Annotated in this window: 18 protein-coding genes; all 18 read right to left on the minus strand. The window is 41.7% G+C overall.

Annotation, left to right across the window (positions count from 1 at the left end; genetic code table 11):
* Window positions 1-34 precede the first annotated feature (34 nt).
* The 18 genes from NST38_RS19410 to NST38_RS19495 all read right to left on the minus strand — a co-directional run bounded on the left by NST38_RS19410 (window position 35) and on the right by NST38_RS19495 (window position 17,062).
* Window positions 35-649, minus strand: coding sequence for a lytic transglycosylase domain-containing protein (locus NST38_RS19410; RefSeq protein ID WP_076251192.1), 615 nt, complete (start codon window positions 647-649; stop codon window positions 35-37).
* A 63-nt stretch (window positions 650-712) separates the two neighbouring features.
* Window positions 713-928 (minus strand): hypothetical protein, encoded by a 216-nt coding sequence (locus tag NST38_RS19415; protein WP_076251190.1) that lies wholly within the window; start codon window positions 926-928, stop codon window positions 713-715.
* Window positions 925-1,299, minus strand: a complete 375-nt coding sequence (locus NST38_RS19420; protein ID WP_051447052.1) for a hypothetical protein — start codon at window positions 1,297-1,299, stop codon at window positions 925-927. The genes NST38_RS19415 and NST38_RS19420 overlap by 4 nt, the downstream gene beginning before the upstream one ends.
* Window positions 1,300-1,377: 78 nt before the next feature.
* Window positions 1,378-1,734: a hypothetical protein gene (locus tag NST38_RS19425; RefSeq protein ID WP_341344037.1), complete on the minus strand. Its 357-nt coding sequence runs from the start codon at window positions 1,732-1,734 to the stop codon at window positions 1,378-1,380.
* Window positions 1,735-1,900: 166 nt separating this feature from the next.
* Window positions 1,901-2,467 (minus strand): sigma-70 family RNA polymerase sigma factor, encoded by a 567-nt coding sequence (locus NST38_RS19430; protein WP_051447053.1) that lies wholly within the window; start codon window positions 2,465-2,467, stop codon window positions 1,901-1,903.
* Window positions 2,468-3,063: 596 nt separating this feature from the next.
* Window positions 3,064-3,480, minus strand: a complete 417-nt coding sequence (locus NST38_RS19435; protein WP_036607758.1) for a Na-translocating system protein MpsC family protein — start codon at window positions 3,478-3,480, stop codon at window positions 3,064-3,066.
* 234 nt (window positions 3,481-3,714) lie between these two features.
* The gene (locus NST38_RS19440) at window positions 3,715-3,912 is read right to left on the minus strand and encodes a hypothetical protein (RefSeq protein WP_076251186.1); all 198 of its coding nucleotides are present in this window, start codon (window positions 3,910-3,912) and stop codon (window positions 3,715-3,717) included.
* Window positions 3,881-4,204 (minus strand): hypothetical protein, encoded by a 324-nt coding sequence (locus tag NST38_RS19445; protein WP_101313626.1) that lies wholly within the window; start codon window positions 4,202-4,204, stop codon window positions 3,881-3,883. The genes NST38_RS19440 and NST38_RS19445 overlap by 32 nt, the downstream gene beginning before the upstream one ends.
* 156 nt (window positions 4,205-4,360) lie before the next feature.
* Window positions 4,361-5,275, minus strand: coding sequence for a hypothetical protein (locus NST38_RS19450; protein ID WP_076251182.1), 915 nt, complete (start codon window positions 5,273-5,275; stop codon window positions 4,361-4,363).
* 15 nt (window positions 5,276-5,290) lie between these two features.
* Window positions 5,291-5,686: a hypothetical protein gene (locus NST38_RS19455; RefSeq protein ID WP_036672279.1), complete on the minus strand. Its 396-nt coding sequence runs from the start codon at window positions 5,684-5,686 to the stop codon at window positions 5,291-5,293.
* Entirely contained in the window at window positions 5,683-6,243 is a 561-nt protein-coding gene (locus tag NST38_RS19460) for a hypothetical protein (RefSeq protein WP_076251180.1), read from the minus strand. Before NST38_RS19460 ends, NST38_RS19455 begins: the two co-directional genes overlap by 4 nt.
* 13 nt (window positions 6,244-6,256) lie before the next feature.
* Window positions 6,257-7,048 carry a hypothetical protein gene (locus NST38_RS19465; protein WP_076251178.1) on the minus strand — a complete coding sequence of 264 codons (792 nt, stop codon included), beginning with the start codon at window positions 7,046-7,048 and terminating at the stop codon, window positions 6,257-6,259.
* A 16-nt stretch (window positions 7,049-7,064) separates the two neighbouring features.
* Window positions 7,065-8,018, minus strand: a complete 954-nt coding sequence (locus tag NST38_RS19470) for a hypothetical protein (RefSeq protein ID WP_076251177.1) — start codon at window positions 8,016-8,018, stop codon at window positions 7,065-7,067.
* Window positions 8,019-8,021: 3 nt separating this feature from the next.
* Complete coding sequence (locus tag NST38_RS19475) at window positions 8,022-9,086, minus strand: hypothetical protein (RefSeq protein WP_143781244.1); 1,065 nt, start codon at window positions 9,084-9,086, stop codon at window positions 8,022-8,024.
* Window positions 9,087-9,099: 13 nt separating this feature from the next.
* The gene (locus tag NST38_RS19480) at window positions 9,100-9,405 is read right to left on the minus strand and encodes a hypothetical protein (protein ID WP_179087859.1); all 306 of its coding nucleotides are present in this window, start codon (window positions 9,403-9,405) and stop codon (window positions 9,100-9,102) included.
* 46 nt (window positions 9,406-9,451) lie between these two features.
* Window positions 9,452-11,218 (minus strand): hypothetical protein, encoded by a 1,767-nt coding sequence (locus tag NST38_RS19485; protein WP_076251175.1) that lies wholly within the window; start codon window positions 11,216-11,218, stop codon window positions 9,452-9,454.
* Between the two features lie 59 nt (window positions 11,219-11,277).
* The gene (locus NST38_RS19490; protein ID WP_076251173.1) at window positions 11,278-12,411 is read right to left on the minus strand and encodes a hypothetical protein; all 1,134 of its coding nucleotides are present in this window, start codon (window positions 12,409-12,411) and stop codon (window positions 11,278-11,280) included.
* Window positions 12,412-12,427: 16 nt separating this feature from the next.
* Window positions 12,428-17,062, minus strand: coding sequence for a hypothetical protein (locus NST38_RS19495; protein WP_076251171.1), 4,635 nt, complete (start codon window positions 17,060-17,062; stop codon window positions 12,428-12,430).
* Between the last annotated feature and the right edge of the window lies 1 nt (window position 17,063).

Raw genomic sequence — 17,063 nt, forward strand, 5'->3', positions numbered from 1 at the left:
ATTATAGTATTCAAACTCTATTGTTAACTGATGTCTATTGACCTTTTTTGATTATTCCAAGCATCTTGTTATGATGTTCCTTCACTTGATTGTAGTACCAGGGGCGAGCCTTTCCCTTATCTACATTGCCCTCTCCCTGATTGTACGCAATGGTTGCTGTACGAAGATTTCCGTCGTACTTATGCATAAGATATTCAAAGTATATAATGCTTGTCCTGATATTCGTTTCAGGCTGATGTAGCTCCTGTTTACTCACTCCATACGATTTCGCTGTGCTCGGAAGAATCTGAAGTAAACCAATCGCTCCATGGGATGATACACTTTCCTCTAACATCCTGCTCTCTTGCCACATCATAGCCAGAATCCAGACGGAATCGATATCCGTATCCTTCGAATATTGAACTACCCACCTCACATACTTCAGCAGCTTTGCCCGGCTCACTGTTTTCTCATGGTGGAGTTCTATATACTGTTCAAGCATATCCGTCATTTGTATGTGCGCAGGAGCAACCGATTTAACTTGTTTTTGTTGTTTTTCTTGCTTCATTAGTTTTATTGGCTTTACCTGCTCTGCTTCCGTTGCTTGGTATTGTGAAGCTAATACCACCACCGCAACAACAATACCTATTACTCTTTCTAAAGTGAGCAACAGATTCGCCCACCTCCTTACTGAAAGCCTCTATATTATAGAAGGAATAATCTCATACCTAAGTTAGGATTGGTCTTGTTCACTTGGCTGATATACAATGATTGCGGCAAATTCCAACGTCTTACTGGTTGGTTCAACGGTGGAGGTAAACTCCAGTCCGGTGACGAACGTGTGCGGCTTGGATAACATCCATGCGTTGATTAATTCTTCCACACCTGCAGCGCTAGCGGACACAAACGTTTTTACAGCTAAATCCGAGGCGTAGTTTAACACCTTCATTGCTCTTCACCAGATGAGTCTTGTTCCTCTTCCTTTTTCTCTTCAATGAGTTGATTAAACTCCTCTTCGGTCAGTTCATGAATCTCCAATTCGTAAGCACTTGTCAGAATGTACCCCATACCATCCGTTAAATGAACGTTATAAAATGTTTGTAGTTCTTCATGGAAGGTACCCTCTTCGTAGTTGAATCCAATAATGGCTTTTTCGTAACCAGCTACACGACCAGCAAACCATACGTTCGCTTTTGTTGTTGCGCCAGTTGGCGTCTGGATTTCATGCATATTGGTCGGCGCGTGGATATACTTTCCAATCATACTGGATACGATTTCTTCCGTTAATTTATCATCTTTTGCTTTGATCATATGTGTCATTGAATTATTCCTCCATTAGTTAAAGTCTCGCGAATATGCTTGCCCTTACATTCTCTATACGTGTTATCGGAGCGGCAGTTAAATTGGAGCCGCAGATGAAGTATTGGTTCCGCTGCTTAGGACCATATAGTTCGTCCGCATATGGTGTACAGCCACGTCCAGATCAGCCACTCGTTTGGAGACAAAATCTTCGATGACAGGCTCCAATGGCCTGAAACCTACACTCAAGATCGGTTTTTTATGTATATACGCATGATGCATGATCACAATATCAGTAGAGGTCAAATGATCCATATCCAGATTAACCAAGACAGCATCAGCCTGTAACACTACTTTCTCAATGATCAAGGCATACTCCCTGTTGCTTAAATCAGAAGCTGTCGAAGAATCATGACTTGCCCAAGCGATATCCGAATACCCCTCTAGACGTTCCACAGAAAATCCTAAAACCACCACACTAAGCATCCTTGTTCCGCCTTTCTTTCTGTACTAATCTCTCTATACGACATAAAAAAGCACCCAGTTAAGGGTGCTCTCTCTGTTCTATGTAGGTTACTGAATCTATCTTCATCAAACTTAGGCTATTAATTGCCACTTATGACTACAATGCTTCGTATTTCTCACGAATCGCTTTCCATAACTGGGATATACGTGCCTTGGATACACCTAGCATTCCTGCAATCTCTACAAATTCATACCCCGAAGTCCGAAGCTTAAAGATTTGTTTCTCTCGTTCGTTCAGCCTCATATTTTCCATAATATCTGTTACAAACTCAAAATTCTCATAAGCAAACCCAGCATGACCAAGCGCTAATGCGATGTCTGAGCTTTCCGATTCATCGCCACCACCCTGATCCGTGCACATGATCTGTACAGCGTTAACCACACTCAGATTTTTCTCAGACATGCACTTGCGGTACATGTCCTTAATTTTATTTTCGATAAGATGATCAACAAACGTCGACATTTTGGCCTTTTCTGCATCATACTTGTCCAGGGAATTAACTAATTTGATCATAATCTCCTGGGTCACATCTTCTTTCTCCATCCCGGCAAACGTTTTACCTCTAAGCTTGTGACGACACTTCTCCTGAGCTTTGTTCAGGAACATGTCTATATCCCCAATCTCAAATAAATCATCAAAACCCATAGCAGTTGTAGCAGACATTATTCATTTCCCCCATTAACTATTTAATTATCAGTAATCGTATTCTTTCTTCACAATCTAGTCGCTATCCAGCATGATCTTACTCTACCTTCCCGCTTTTGCTCCCGAAATCTCATATACCATATGTAGTCTTGTTACACACAATTGAAGCTAATGAGCCTAATTACACACAAACAATCAAGAAATCTCCCTTTGATCCGCCTCCCCATTCCCATCCTATTACATTCAGAATAACAAATGCGAACTAATGTTCGCAACATTTATTTATTTCGTTCGCTTATATGCCTTTTACTGACTATATACGAAGTATACAGTGAAAGGTAAAGCAGCATTTTTTACAAACAAAAAGACCAACACAGAGCGCACCACTGGAAAATACCAAAATGGTGGAATGTGTCGGTCTTGGTCTGACATCTATTTCGTCCCAATTACCGAAGATATGGCCTTCAAGTTCTTTAACAAGGTTATAGGCTTCGTCAAGATTATTAATCTATTCGATCGCCATAAGGGTAGTATAAGGAAATATGTAGGATATTGTCAACAACAAAATTAGTTCCTAAGAACCTGTCCAGTATTCAAACGTTAGTTAATAGGTCTTAAGGCATGTTAATCTCATCATTTTTCAGCAGCACTTCAACATCCTTGTTCATCTTGAAGACTGTAATCTGCTCTGCAAAATCATGACCAAAAAATGTTGTTTCGATGTCTTCGATCTTCAGACCCATGTTGATATAGGAGAAAACGGGGTTGAAATCTTCTCTCATCATATGTGCTAGCTTCATCTTGTATTCGGCGAAAATTTGACTTGAGTGTGATTGCATATGTTCCAGCATGAATGCTTCAGGCTTGGTAAATTTTGCTGTAAACTTTAAGATGATAAAATGATTCATGATAGAGACTCTGGTATCTACCGGCCCGCGCTCAGTAAAATCTTTTCTTATTCTGGATGCCAACTTTGCGAGCTCTCTTTCCAAGTCTTTTATCTCAATGTCCCATCCCTCCTTGCCAATCATCCTGACCCCTTCTACTGCCCCTGAACATATGAATTCAACCTAGTTTAATCAAAACTGCTTGTACAAGACAAGTTTCAATGGATGCATTAAATCATGTCACTCTCAACTTTTCATGAAAAAGGAATAGACCCCAGAACTAGGCTTGGGGTATATCACTTTATTAACTATATTTTATAATTATTCAAATAAACTAGCACTTGGTGCTGAAAAGCTAACATTAGTTAGCTTATACGCTTAATTTATCATTTCATTGGTGAGCTCTATTTTGAGCAGGCTAAACGCAACCAGGTTTAAAACGACATTGGCACCGTAGTCTCTTTCGATCAAATCGAACGCTTCTTCCGTTGCTCCAACCAGATCCTCCTTATCCGAGGTCATCTCCGTAGTGACAATTTCCTCATCATTCAGTGCAAAGGTCAGCCTGTACAGCATCTGTATTCCCCTCCTTAGAGGTCAATTCAATATTTCGCACATCAGTAAGATCAATGATATGAACCACATCGTCTGTATCTTCCAACGTAATCGATTTCCCCTCGTTCTTGTGTTTGGTGAAAAGTCGGCGATATTCTTGCTTAACCTCATCCGAAGTTAACGGGATTTCGCGTACGACCTTATCCGAATCTTTCTCTTTCTGTTGTAATCTAGGATTATCTTCCATCCAGTTCACCGTTTTTTTCTTCCCACTTCCCTTGAAATAGAAATGAGCAGTAAGTTCAATATTCATCGTACACTACCTCCCGGAATAATTACGTTCTCATACTACTTTCTCTATACGTCTTGATCAGGTAATTGTTAATGCTAATCTTCAATGTAGATGTGGATTTCATAAATTATTTCGTTGTTAAAAGGAAAAAAGGACAGCATATGCTATCCTTCCGTATTAGTATTTCTTAACCGCTATACGATTGCCGTATGAGTCATATATATATTGGAAGTTAGTTTGAACAGGTGTTGTTCCCAACCTGATGATGGACTTGGCCACCAATCTTCCCTCATCATCATACTGATAGATGACATCAACCAAAGTAGGAAGCTGCACGAAGTCTAGACCATCATATCGATATATCTCACCAATCGAAATGACCAAGAAGGAATCATCCTGTGCATAACCTTCTGGAGAAGCCGGCATGGTAAGTACAGGTTCTCTAACAAGCTGCTCGGTGTAGTTGTCTGTAACGACTTGTCGAATAACTCTTCCCTGCATGTCAAAAGCAAAATATGTAACTACATCTGTATAATCTACCAAATCGCTGATCGATTCCCACGGATCAATGACATTCAGGCGTTTTCGTTCACCCCAAGTCATGCTCACATGTGTTTCTCCATCGCTGATCATATCGGCACTATGTGTGTCAGGATGTGTGTAATAATTGGCCTCAAGCTCGATGTTGGACAACTTTTCACGTTCGTTCAGAGTCATGATAACGTTATGACTTCCATCTGTTAACATATCAGCACTGTGTGTATCCGGATGGCTATAGATCACCGTTTTGGTACCATTAAGATTAATCGTTCCATTCTCAGGATGGTTCGAAACTCGATCACCACCCACCTTTACATATTTCCCACCGCTGTATGTATAGGTCGTTGATTCATTTTGATTGCTTGAGTCTTGGCGTACCAGATATAATCTTCCTGCTTCACCTACGGTTGGAAGTTCTGTTTTCAGTCTGACCGAGACCACGTTTCCTACTGACACTGCGTCCAGTCTGCCATCAAGTGAGGCATAAGAATCCCTGGCTTGTTTAACTTCACGTTCTACTTTGGCAGCTTTGCTGTATGAAACAATATCCATGTGGTGGTCCTCCTCTCACCTTGTAGTCAAACCAACGACCTCAATATCGAAGTTGGCAACATCTGTACCCAGATTTTTTAACGACAAGTGAAGTGTTGAAGTCCCATCTACGTCCTCATATGGCAAATCAATCATATCGTAAATCCCTTCCATAAAATTTCCCGTCGAGTATTGGGCATTGTTGAAATAGAGAACCTCTGGATGTGGACCCGCACTGTTCAAAACATGAACTTCCACATTCGTCTCTCTGGACGGAATGACCCTAATCGTTTTGATCATGAATCGAGGATGTTCCATGGGAATATCAATCATTGCCTTCGCCCCACCGCCAACATACTCTACTCTTTGGGCAAACGATACCGGCAATAGCACTTTTCTCATCTCCTCCATCAGTTTCCATGTCCTGTTCAAGAGCCTTCCCTCCTTCTAGGAATATGTGTATCCGGATACCGTCGTGGACGAAGATGACTATCAGATGTGTTTCCACTTCCGCTGTAGGACCAATCCCCCCACGTTTTCCCCACTAACCCAGCCTGCTGGACAGGAATCTTGACCTTAATACACCAATCGAGCCCCGCATAATTTTGTTTCACTTTGAGGCCTCTTATGGTATCACGAATTAAACCTACTCCACTGGACTGGGTCAAAAATTTATGCTTGAGTATCATATTTTTTTCATTAGGAACTCCCACTCTGGTTCGTGGCCCATAAATATACTTATCCGTAACGTATCCAATCAATTGATCATTATGGTTGTCCAGCATCCTCCATGTACCCCAACGGTAGATGTCAATTAATTCAGCCGTAGTGGATAACGTTCCTAATGAATAGACTATTTCCTTACCTTCAATGGTGACCGGAACAGCATCAAGATCGTATCCAATGCCATGGAGAACTGCCGCCTTACTCTGGGTATAGAGAGAACCGCTCTCGGCGGTCCCTACAACTTTCCCTTGATGTATAGCCATGTCCATCACCACCTTAATTCATCAGGACAGCAACCGTAGCGCCTGATAAAAAGCTCTGTCCACCAATCGACAGCGAGTATACCTTATATGTTTTAGTGCCCACTTTGATCTCATCTCCATGGGAAACCCCAGCAGAAGGTACCGCATAGATATCAATAAGTTCGCCTCTAGGGCCTTCCACACCATTACACATAATAACTGGAGCAAGATGATAAAGAGACCCCCACCCTGGATTAACAGGAAGCATGGCAGAGTAAGCATCATAAATGTTATTCACCATCTGTTTATCTTTATCACGCAACGTCCGAATACCATTATCCCCGTTGTAGCTGAGGCCAACACTCAAACTCGAGGAATCTGTCTCTGTGGCATACCTGTTCAGAATTCCGAAGTAACCCAGATTGGATATACCGGTAACCGAGTTCACATCCCCCTGCAAATAAATAATAATCCGGTTTGGTTGTACTGAAACTTGGTAATCGATTAATAGATTCGTATCAACGGCACTTGTATGACATAGGAAGTCCTTATTCACTTCGGCTCTGCCCAAAGGAATACTACCATCTGTTGCCATCACATCTTCAGCCACACTCACGGTCAATTTGTTTCCCGTAGTTCCCTTCGTGTTTCCAACCTCAAGTCTGAAGAACAGTTTATCTGAACCTGTTGTTCCCACTGATTTGAGCACGATCACACTCGCTGTCTCGTAAAATACGGACCAGGGAGATCCCGCAATCGTTTTAAAACCTTGAACAATATTCGCGAATAATTCATTCATCTTAACTTTGCCTGTGAAATTAACCATTCCTCATAAACACCTCCTATATTTGGAAAAGTAACGCTCTTTGTCCACCACCAAGCAGTCTGGCACCATGGAAGAACTTCGGCCTTGAATACACAGGAGCTAGGTTCGAATTGTAGTAATAACGTCCATAGTCTGTATTCGGATAATCCTGATCTACGACATGAAACACGTAATACTTGCCATCATTGCCAAGATCGAGGATCGATCCGTCCGGGTGCTGCGCACTGTTTTTAAATACAATGGAACGCATACCCTTGAATTCACCCCTAGCTCCTTCAGATGGATGATAGACCATAAAAGGTGTAACATAGTATCTTGAACCTACACCTGGAGAAGGGATGGACTCTGTCCCAAAATTGTACAGTGCGTACTCCGTTCCATTCCGTGAAGTCATCACGACACCTCTCGGTGTATCATATTGATCTGATATGTTGTTATCCGAAGCGGATAAAGGCATATGTGGAAAAACGCCATAAAATTTATTGGCAATCGCCGGGTCCTCTTGCTCTAATGGCTGGCATTTACCTAGGAATATTCGTACCGGGTAAGCTCTTTCCGGATAGTTCAGACTCTCTCCATGGATAAACAGGATATCCTCATTCGTAATTACAGACCACTTATAGTTCACATTATACTGTACGTTATGACACAAAAATGGCGTTTCCGTCATGAATTTATCTGTGTCCACTGGCGAATTTACGAATAGATCTGGTGATGCCACATTGCTTCCCAGGTTCTTCAGTCCCCAGCGAATGTTGACTCCTCTGGCGTGCGCCCATACACACATGGTAAAACGCATGGATGTATTTTTTTTATTGGTAAGCAGCGCATTGCCCCAGTTGGCATAAGTCGTTTCGGCCGTATGTATGGTATCCCAGTAAGGATCGAGTGCATCTTTCAATGTGTTAACAAGCGTTGAAGTAAATAAGCTTAGCGTACTGGTAAACTCGTGTCTGCGAATCATGGTCATGCACTACACCTCCTTCTCGATCTCGAATAGCAGCACCCGTTGTCCGCCACCGAGAAGTAACGCTGAATCGAAGAAGTAGGGTTGACCATTGTAGTAAGCTCCATTAGTTGCAAAAAATCCCTGATGAGTTGCCGGATGCTGCTGAACATTCACATGGAATACATAATAGCGCTCATCCCCCAGGTCAAGAATTGAACCATCCGGGTACATACTCGAATTTCTTAGTACGGCAGTACGTATACCGAAGAACTCTCCCCTTACTCCTTCCGTTCCATGCCAGACATAAAAAGGAGAGATAAAGTACCTTCCACCTAAACCCGGAGAAGGAACTTGAGAACTCGTTGAGAAATGATATAACGCATTACTTGTACCATTTCTTGATGTCCTCACGTAGCCTCTGCCTGTATTATGCTTCAATTCAACACCAGCAATATTCATCCCAACTGGATAATGACCAAAAATTCCCACAAAGTCATTTGCCACAAGTGGATCTTCTTCCTCAAAAGGCTTCATTCTGCCAAGATATAATCTAACAGGATAGGCTGCATCGCCAATGTAATTTTGTGCCTCACCAAATAAATAGATGTAATTAAAATTAGTGAATAGAGTCCACTTCCAGTAAACATTAGGAGCATTAGATAAATTTGAATACGCTTCGTTAATACAAGTATTCAGAGGAATTTCGGTTACAGCTCCTACATTGGTATAAAGATCAGGTTTCACAATCGAACCATTATTTCTCAAACCTGTTCTAAGCATATAACTCCTAGTGCAATCTCTGCTGTAATTGGGTGTATAGAACCTAGAAACATTCATACTAATTGTGAAGAACATACTTGGATCTTTTATATTTTGAGCCGTAAGAGTGCCCAGATTTGCATCACTCCTACTAGGATGAGTCCAACTCCTTGGAATTGAATATTCATTAGATGGTTCATAAGTCCAGTTCCAATGTATATCCCCATATAAATCTTGACTAACTGTTTTGTAAAGCTCTGCAATCAAATTAGAAGAATAAGAATAAAACTCATAGCGACGCAGGGCACCTAACAAAATATTTTCAGCCAACTATCCCACCTCCTTAAGCACCAAATCGGATTTTCATTTCGTGAAAGATGTTCTCTTTAAGTACGGTTAACAAGACTGTTTTCACCATGTCACTTCTCTCTGTTATGAAATTCTCTTGATAAGACTGCTCTTTGTCCCCAGCTCCATCCTCTGTCTCCACACCACTAGCAGCCTCATGAATTTCAGGTAGCCCTTTAAGTGAAGGCAGAAACTTATGAGCCACATTATCAAACAGAATATTGCTTTCAAAAGCAAAGATTAGAATTTCAATTTCCTCTGTACTGAATGGCTCTAAGTGATTGCCCACTAATTTATCCATGATGGTATGTAGTGCAAACTTCACATCCTGCACGGTCCTCGTCACGTCAAATCACAACCTTTCTAATTTTTACTTGTTTGATGTTACCGCTAGCATCATATTCAAATCCCTTCTGAACTCCTTGGCCGTCATAGATCAAGGTCTCAGTCTTAACGGTACCATCTGCATTGTAAGTAAACGATGTTTTCTTCAATAGCTGTGGAGTCAAATCTAATGAGAACACTTCTTCTGACTCAATGTCACCATTAGAGAAGTAGTTATATATGACATCCAGCTCAAGTGTACTTCCTTCAAGAAAGACAAGTCTCCTCCGGATGTCCGTGTCATCGAAGGTAGCACCTCCTTGAAGCACATAATACTCTGCACCATTGTTGATTTCGCGCAGTACTCTACCCGTAATGTCACGCTGATACTCAATGGACTTGATCTGTCCGTTACTCTCAGTAACCTCCTGTCGTTCCAGATTTCCATCCGGGCTATAGAAGTGCTCAATGGTCCGGTTGATCCCTCCATCAATCTTCTCCGTATGCACTTTTCCATCTGGATAATAGGTATATTCGGTTACCGAAGTGGTGTTAATAATTGACCCACGACCAATGACAGTTACTCGGGCTTCCTTGGGCACATCAAAAGTAAACCGTATAAGCGTATCATTATATTCAATGTAATCGTCTCCTGCATCCATGCGTATTCCATCCAGAAATACCTCTGCAGAATTTGAACCAATCACATATCTGGGCACTTGAAAATCTCTAGACATCGACAACCTGCTGTTAGGAGCAGAAGTAAAATGGAATACGGATTGATGCTCCATAGTGCCTTGACTCTCAGCGAGTTCAAGACGACTCTGCATGTTGTCGAGTCTGTCCTTGAGAGCATCATAGACTACTCCATTTTTATCTTTTTTTGAAGCCACAACTTCTTTAGCAGTTGCTTCTAATTGGACTTCCATCGCTTTGATCGCCGTATGATGTGTAGCAATTGTTGTGGTTTGCTCACCAACGTTTTTTTCCAGATCATCTACACGAATTCCCAATGCAGACATGTCATTTTCAACAGAACCCTTTGTTAAGAAATACCTGAAATCCAAAGCCGTGAGTGAAGTTGTTGGAGAAACTCCAACATCGAGTCCACCTATGATCATGGCATCCTTGGGCTCTTTTTGATCTGAGCTATAAGTGTACTCCCCATTTTCATGAAGAAAAATATAATATGTCGTATTGGCTTCAATGTCTGAAATGCTGAATGTCTGAGAAAACTGATCCACAATAACCTTGTTGATACTGGCTCGTCCTGCATTAATCGTAACTTGGACACTGTTATTTGCATCTAGGTACGTGGGGTTGGTAACACTGAGATCCTGAATGGGTTGCTTCACTACAACTTCAATCGCTTTCTCCAACGTGTCAAATCGATGATCTATGGATGCCTCTGCTCCACGTGCTTCTTTTATCTCCGTCTCCGCAAGACTCAATCTCTTTTCATGGTCATCCTGACTCTTGGAAATAGTATTGACATCTGCTCTTGCCGTCACAATATCCTGCTGAACATCATCCAATCGTGAGCTGTTTGAAATAACCTTAGTCTCGACATCGCCTAATCTCTGCTCATGATTTTTTACTGCGTCTCGGCTATCGTGTGCAGATTCTTCTACGAGTGTGATTCGATCACCTAGACTAAGCGCATTCCCTCTGGCTTCATCCAACTCTGCAAGATAGGAATCAATCTCATCATGCGTACGGACCCCAATATCACTTAATTCCTTATGACTCTTGGCGGATGATCGATGAGACTGGTTAATTCTTACTGACATTTGACCACCTCCATTCATGCCTTACATGATCTATACGTAATTACTCCAATACTAATAAGTCATATGTATGTCGAATACATCTGTAGCGAAAATTTGACCTGGGAAGCATACCTGTCTTGAGATTCTTCCCTTTCCATTCGCAGCCAGAATGGATAGGACGCTCCTGGTAGAATGGTAAACGCGGTGATCGAGTAGCTGAAAGACCCCGGAATGCCTTCAACATCAGGCGCAATCTGCACTTTATCCGTCCCGCTTGTGAGCGCAAAGGTTACATTTTTAAAGTCTCCTGATATCATGGGGTTCTTGGCAAACATTCGAACTTCTTGTGTAGCAGAACCACCTGCCGTTAAATAGCCTAGAAACCTATCCGTGTTGGGATAGAGAAGCACATCGAAATCTTCTCCTGTTTCAGGATTTGATTCTTTGTAATATAAATCTGGTGTAACCTCAAAATACATTAGGTCTCCCCTGTATAACTTTATAGAATCCATGGCCTGAAACCGATTTCCATCCGGAAGCCTAATCCCAAAATTGCCCTCAAACGGATATGAATATGGATCCATGTTAAAATGTACAACCGTTTCTTCAGATCGGCATACCCTGGACTCAAGCACAACACCATTCTGATCGATTAGATCAACCACAGTTCCTTTGGTTAGATTGTCTACGGTAATAGATGTTCCTTTGTTGATTCGAATATACTGAATATGCATGGGGTGATCCCCTTCACCCTTCAGATACAGACCAATTTTAGGGGCTCCCACCAGTTCTACAGAACCAATGATGTTCCAAATCATGCCATCATCCGACCAATACGCCGTATAATAGTTATAGTCTCGAATCAAACGTATCCACGGGTAAGTCTTCAGCAAAGGCTTTGGCAAGGACATATCCAAAAACTCTTCAATCTCCATGTAGTTATGTTCATCTACAAACACGATAACTCCACCGTAACATCCCTCTGTATCGGGATTGTAACTGTTCTTCACATCCATGACGAATTGCTTCATATCTGTCAGAGGTTTATAGAACATATACAGCGGATCTTGACCATGTTTGAGCACCAGGCTGCCACTACCCGCTTCATAGCGAGTAGCATCGTTAGGGAGTACTTCCCATTTGGAATCCAGGTTGGAGCTTACGAACGCATCCTCATAAATCCTGCCTGACTCTTTCAATCTCGCAACACCCATACAGAACCTCCTTTCTTTACGTGAATAACCAGATGCGTTTACCGATCACACACATCTTGGGCCTTGCTTTCCAAACTTCCAGCAAACATTTAATAAGCGCTTCAACACACTTGTCTCCCCCACCACCTTCGCAGTAAGGAATGACATAGACGTCATCACAGATCCAGTTGGTCAGTTCCATCCAATCCAGATTAGCGTATTCGTAACTACGCGTACCCACTTCCTGAAGTGAGGTGAACACCCATTTGAACTCATGTTTGCCTTTAGGCACTGGATGTGAAAATGTATAGTATCCACCCTCTTGAGTGAATGTTTTGATAAGCTCATCGTCAATGAAGAAATCCAGTTGACAATCAAACGGCTCAGGCACCCACACCCATCTTTCGTAGGCTTTGAAGTCATGCACCCGGAAGGTGGTCAGATATCGTTTTCCTGTCCAATCGCTGATTTGCCCCTTCTGATCTGTTGTAATCTCCACCTTATACTTGCTATAAGGCTTGGGAGCCAGATCATTCAGTTCGAAGCCACGATACCCATCCCCGTAATACTTTTCATCCCATAACACTTTTCCATCCTCGCGGGTAATTTTCACGCGCATATTACTGTTATCGCAGCCACCCATCCAGATCGGTTTATTATTCCAAACTTCAAAGTGAGTCACCTCAGCCCAGGATGGATCAACTTTGATAATATCATCAATATTCAGTTTCCCTCCCCAGATCATTGCGCCATCTCCCGGGCATCCTCGCTCGAATCGAACACGAACCTCGTAATTTTTTTTCTGATTTGAGGTATTTTCCACTTCAATAGAGATGATCTGGTCCTCTTCAGTTGTTACTTCTTTTATTGGAAGTAGTAATTGGCCGTTCTCAAAAGTTTCAATGACAATCTTTGTGCCAGAACACGCTCTGTGGTTATTCTTGTATAGACGAATAACATCTAGCCAAGCATGACTCCCACCATCTGGTGTTGTGGTATCTGGTGGATTCGATGGCTCTTGGCCTGGGTGAGGAGAATTGCCCTCAAGGAACATGTTTCCACTTGCATCAATACAGTAATTAGGCCATCTCTCGGAAAAACTACCTTCACTTAATGTAAATCCACCTGCATCAAGACCTGTCGCGTTGGTTGAGGTTTTATCTTTAATAAGTGTGTAAACCACTTTATATTTGTGTCCGGGTATTAATGAGTATGGGCTGTTAATGTGATCGCTAACTTTTTGACCATTTTCAACGGATATTTTAATCGGATTAAATTTGTTTTTTTCGTCTGTTAAATCAAACCACTGCACATTCACATAAGTTGTTCGATCCACTAAGACTGGATTTAGCAGTTTATTTTGATTCACACCATCGGGATCATCAGTGCGAACCACAAGGTCTTTGATGGCTGCGTAATAGTAATTACCTTCTCTTCCTCTTTCACGCCCATTATAAGTATCAGTAAGACCTATAATTAATGTATATTTCCCAGGTTTCTCAACTGTAATTGGAATAGAAAACTTTTCCGCTTTTTTCCATTTTGTTTCATCAATGCTTTTGCTATTATATCCTTTTTTATCTCCATAATTATCGTTACAATCAAGAATTGTTACCTCTTGACTTGCTTTGTCTTTAGGATAATAAGCAACCCTAAGTCGCCCTGCTTGAATTGAATCTTGAAACAGGTAACATAAATATTTGAATTTAATATCAAATGATTCAACACAATAGAATTCAAAAGTTATTTTCTTGGTATCTGGACCAAATAAACTATATTCAGGACTTTGAGGGTTGTCACCAGAAACATCCAATGAGTAATAGTCCACTGTACCATTTGATTTGTTGATAGTCTCAGCACGATCATATTTAGCACTCTTATTATTTAGTGCTCTCTTTACAAAGACTCTTCTCTTGGTAACCGGATAGACTGTCAACAATTCAGAATAATTAAAATTTCCAATCTTAGGGGCAGTAAACGTACGAACGATTGTCGATTTTTGCTTAGTAACACCCAAAGCGTACGCTTGACCAGAGGATGAGTAAACTTCACCTCTATTGATTGCATCAAACTTAGCAGCACGTGGCGAATGCCCTCCATATGATTTTTGCGCGTATTGGATGTTATCCGTTTTTGAATCTCCTGTATAACACTTCACTCCATATGGATCTTTCTTTGCACTGCCTTGCTGATCAGTTCCCGTACCTGTTCCAGCGGAATTTTCCGAACCCCCATCTCCGTTACCTGGCGTATATTTCTTACCGTCCCGGTATCTCCATCGGAATTGATGATTCCCCGAAGGTAGAGGATACATACAATTGGTCCCTTCTCTGTCATTCGACTGACTTCCTGTCCATACAGAGATACCATCAATTTGTAATTCCAATTTTTCTCCTGGATCAAATTGCCCTCCATATTGCCAACAGATGTAACCCGAATTGTCTAAATGCGCTTCAAAATCACATATAAAATCCTGATCATGGCCCTGTGCCCACATGACCCCATCGCCGTTAACAATTTTTTTCCACACCCAATTTCCAGAGAATCTCAACGATTCATGATACTTGCCTTCCTCATTAAACAATTCTTCGAAAACGTTAAAATCTCTTGTTACCCCCTTGTCTGGATCGTATGAAGAGTCCATCGCTGGATAGATACGCATATGCTCTTGAATGCTAAACTTAGCTCCAGGATTTAACTCTGCATTATATCTAATGGTATCACCATTTTTTTCAGTTCTAGCACCTGCATCTGTTACATCCCAACCACGTGTCACATCAACGTACGAACCTAAATCCGTTACTGTTCGATATGTATTGCCAGTATTGTTCCCGTACGTGAATAATTTTTCTATGTTATCGATGAAAGGCTGCTCAGTGTAATAATCTCGAATATAGAATTGGATAATGTTTAAACCTTCCTCTAGCGGAATTCGTATCTGCTCCCCCTGGCTATGCATCGTTGAATAGTATTCAAGCATGCCATTTACAGTCACCTCGAACGATTCCGTAGCTCGTAATTGATGAGAATAACTAAACAAAAACCAACCCTCATCTTGCAAGTTCACTTGGGTTTGAGCAATCATATCCCCTTCTATAGGTTCATCCAGTCTTAATACATTCCCTGATCTTACCCATGGCGGGCTGCCCGACATCTGCCACTGATAATTCCCAATCCCTTGACCATAAAGCGACGCTTCCCAATGATCAATCTCATACGTTGGACATATGACTTCAACTACACTTTTTAAATCTACAGTCGCCTCAGGGCCTGTTATAATTTCGTATTCAATTTTGGCTTGATTAGCTGTTGTTTCGGAATATTCCTCATTGAGATTCCACTCTACACCGTGTAAAGATTGAGCATGACTGCCATGACTGCTTTCTCCATGCTGAGTTCTGGATTCAAAAGTGTCATCAAAAAACAATTCATAATCTTTAGCTGGATAAGATTCTTTGTCTACTCCCATGTAGTAAGCAAAAGAAACTGTACCATCACATTCATTATCCAAATTCATTTTCATCGTCTTACTTCGCTCTTCATCTGTAATGAACTGAGCTTGAAAGTGGGCTTGTGCAATGCTTTGTGATGACTTTACATACCAATCACTATCACTTTGTTCCCCATCCAGATCAATATCCAGAGGTGCAGGCGGCTTACGTGTATCCACAATCTCAACGACTTCAACATCCTTAATATAGATGCCATTGTTCTGCCATACTTCAGGTCTCATTTTGCGAATTAACCAGTCGAACTTGTACATCTGTCCTGGCTGCAACGTAAAAGCCGCTTCCTGCCATCCGCTATTCTCGCTCCATTCACCTCCGACTTGCTGCCCATTAATATAGAACAGCATGCCATTACCGCGCTTGGCACTAGCCAGGTACTTGAACCTGATCTGTCCATAACGCTTCACACGCCAGTTAAATGTGATTTTGGATGAGTTGCCAATCTCCAGAAGCCCTAAATCCAGTTTTAAGATCATCTCTGATCCAGATTGTTCATTTCGGCCTACGGAGTGGACAGCTACCCATTCCTGATCCTCCGTCGATGATACATATCTGAAGAAATCAGGGAATTTATTCGAGAACGGGACGTCCTTTTTCATTGAAAAGAGTGGAATCTCATATACGGTTGCATCAAAATGATTAAAGTAATTCCCACTAAAATGATGGTAGTAGGGTGCCGGACAGACGGGCAATGATACACCATGATGACTACCGCCAGGCTTCTGAGCATTTTCAAGAATCTTGTGAATACAATCTTTAATCATCTGCAGTACTCGCTGATATTGTGTTTTATCTGGAGGCTGCTGCTGTTCTACCCACCATTCAATCCTGCGATACATATTCCACAGTGCTTCACGGCATCGTACACTCGCATACCACGACTTATCTTTCAGATATTGCTCAATGATTTGATCAATACTATTTTCCAGTGCATCCAATTGAACCGTCTGCCATCGTCCTATCTGACCGTAACCTGGATCACCCAGAATAGGATTATTTTCTTCACCATGCCGGTCCGTTTCACTCCTCGGTGCATTGGGACTCTGCGGTAAATACGCAGGGTTATTGGGGTTGCCGTAACTTTCGTCCGCAATCTTCGCTCTCATATTGGCGAACAATACACCTTTCTGTGACTTGGAGAACAAACCAAATGTATGACCCATA

Origin of the sequence: Paenibacillus sp. FSL H8-0104 (genome assembly GCF_038050215.1) — a bacterium.
GTDB classification, from domain to species: Bacteria; Bacillota; Bacilli; order Paenibacillales; family Paenibacillaceae; genus Paenibacillus; species Paenibacillus amylolyticus.

Coding starts and splice junctions, on each gene's coding strand:
- NST38_RS19415 (WP_076251190.1), bottom strand. CDS start 928: ATGAAGGTGTTAAACTACGCCTCGGATTTAGCTGTAAAAACGTTTGTG.
- NST38_RS19420 (WP_051447052.1), bottom strand. CDS start 1,299: ATGACACATATGATCAAAGCAAAAGATGATAAATTAACGGAAGAAATC.
- NST38_RS19430 (WP_051447053.1), bottom strand. CDS start 2,467: ATGTCTGCTACAACTGCTATGGGTTTTGATGATTTATTTGAGATTGGG.
- NST38_RS19435 (WP_036607758.1), bottom strand. CDS start 3,480: ATGATTGGCAAGGAGGGATGGGACATTGAGATAAAAGACTTGGAAAGA.
- NST38_RS19440 (WP_076251186.1), bottom strand. CDS start 3,912: ATGCTGTACAGGCTGACCTTTGCACTGAATGATGAGGAAATTGTCACT.
- NST38_RS19445 (WP_101313626.1), bottom strand. CDS start 4,204: ATGAATATTGAACTTACTGCTCATTTCTATTTCAAGGGAAGTGGGAAG.
- NST38_RS19450 (WP_076251182.1), bottom strand. CDS start 5,275: ATGGATATTGTTTCATACAGCAAAGCTGCCAAAGTAGAACGTGAAGTT.
- NST38_RS19460 (WP_076251180.1), bottom strand. CDS start 6,243: ATGGCTATACATCAAGGGAAAGTTGTAGGGACCGCCGAGAGCGGTTCT.
- NST38_RS19465 (WP_076251178.1), bottom strand. CDS start 7,048: ATGGTTAATTTCACAGGCAAAGTTAAGATGAATGAATTATTCGCGAAT.
- NST38_RS19470 (WP_076251177.1), bottom strand. CDS start 8,018: ATGACCATGATTCGCAGACACGAGTTTACCAGTACGCTAAGCTTATTT.
- NST38_RS19480 (WP_179087859.1), bottom strand. CDS start 9,405: ATGGATAAATTAGTGGGCAATCACTTAGAGCCATTCAGTACAGAGGAA.
- NST38_RS19485 (WP_076251175.1), bottom strand. CDS start 11,218: ATGTCAGTAAGAATTAACCAGTCTCATCGATCATCCGCCAAGAGTCAT.
- NST38_RS19490 (WP_076251173.1), bottom strand. CDS start 12,411: ATGGGTGTTGCGAGATTGAAAGAGTCAGGCAGGATTTATGAGGATGCG.
- NST38_RS19495 (WP_076251171.1), bottom strand. CDS start 17,062: ATGGGTCATACATTTGGTTTGTTCTCCAAGTCACAGAAAGGTGTATTG.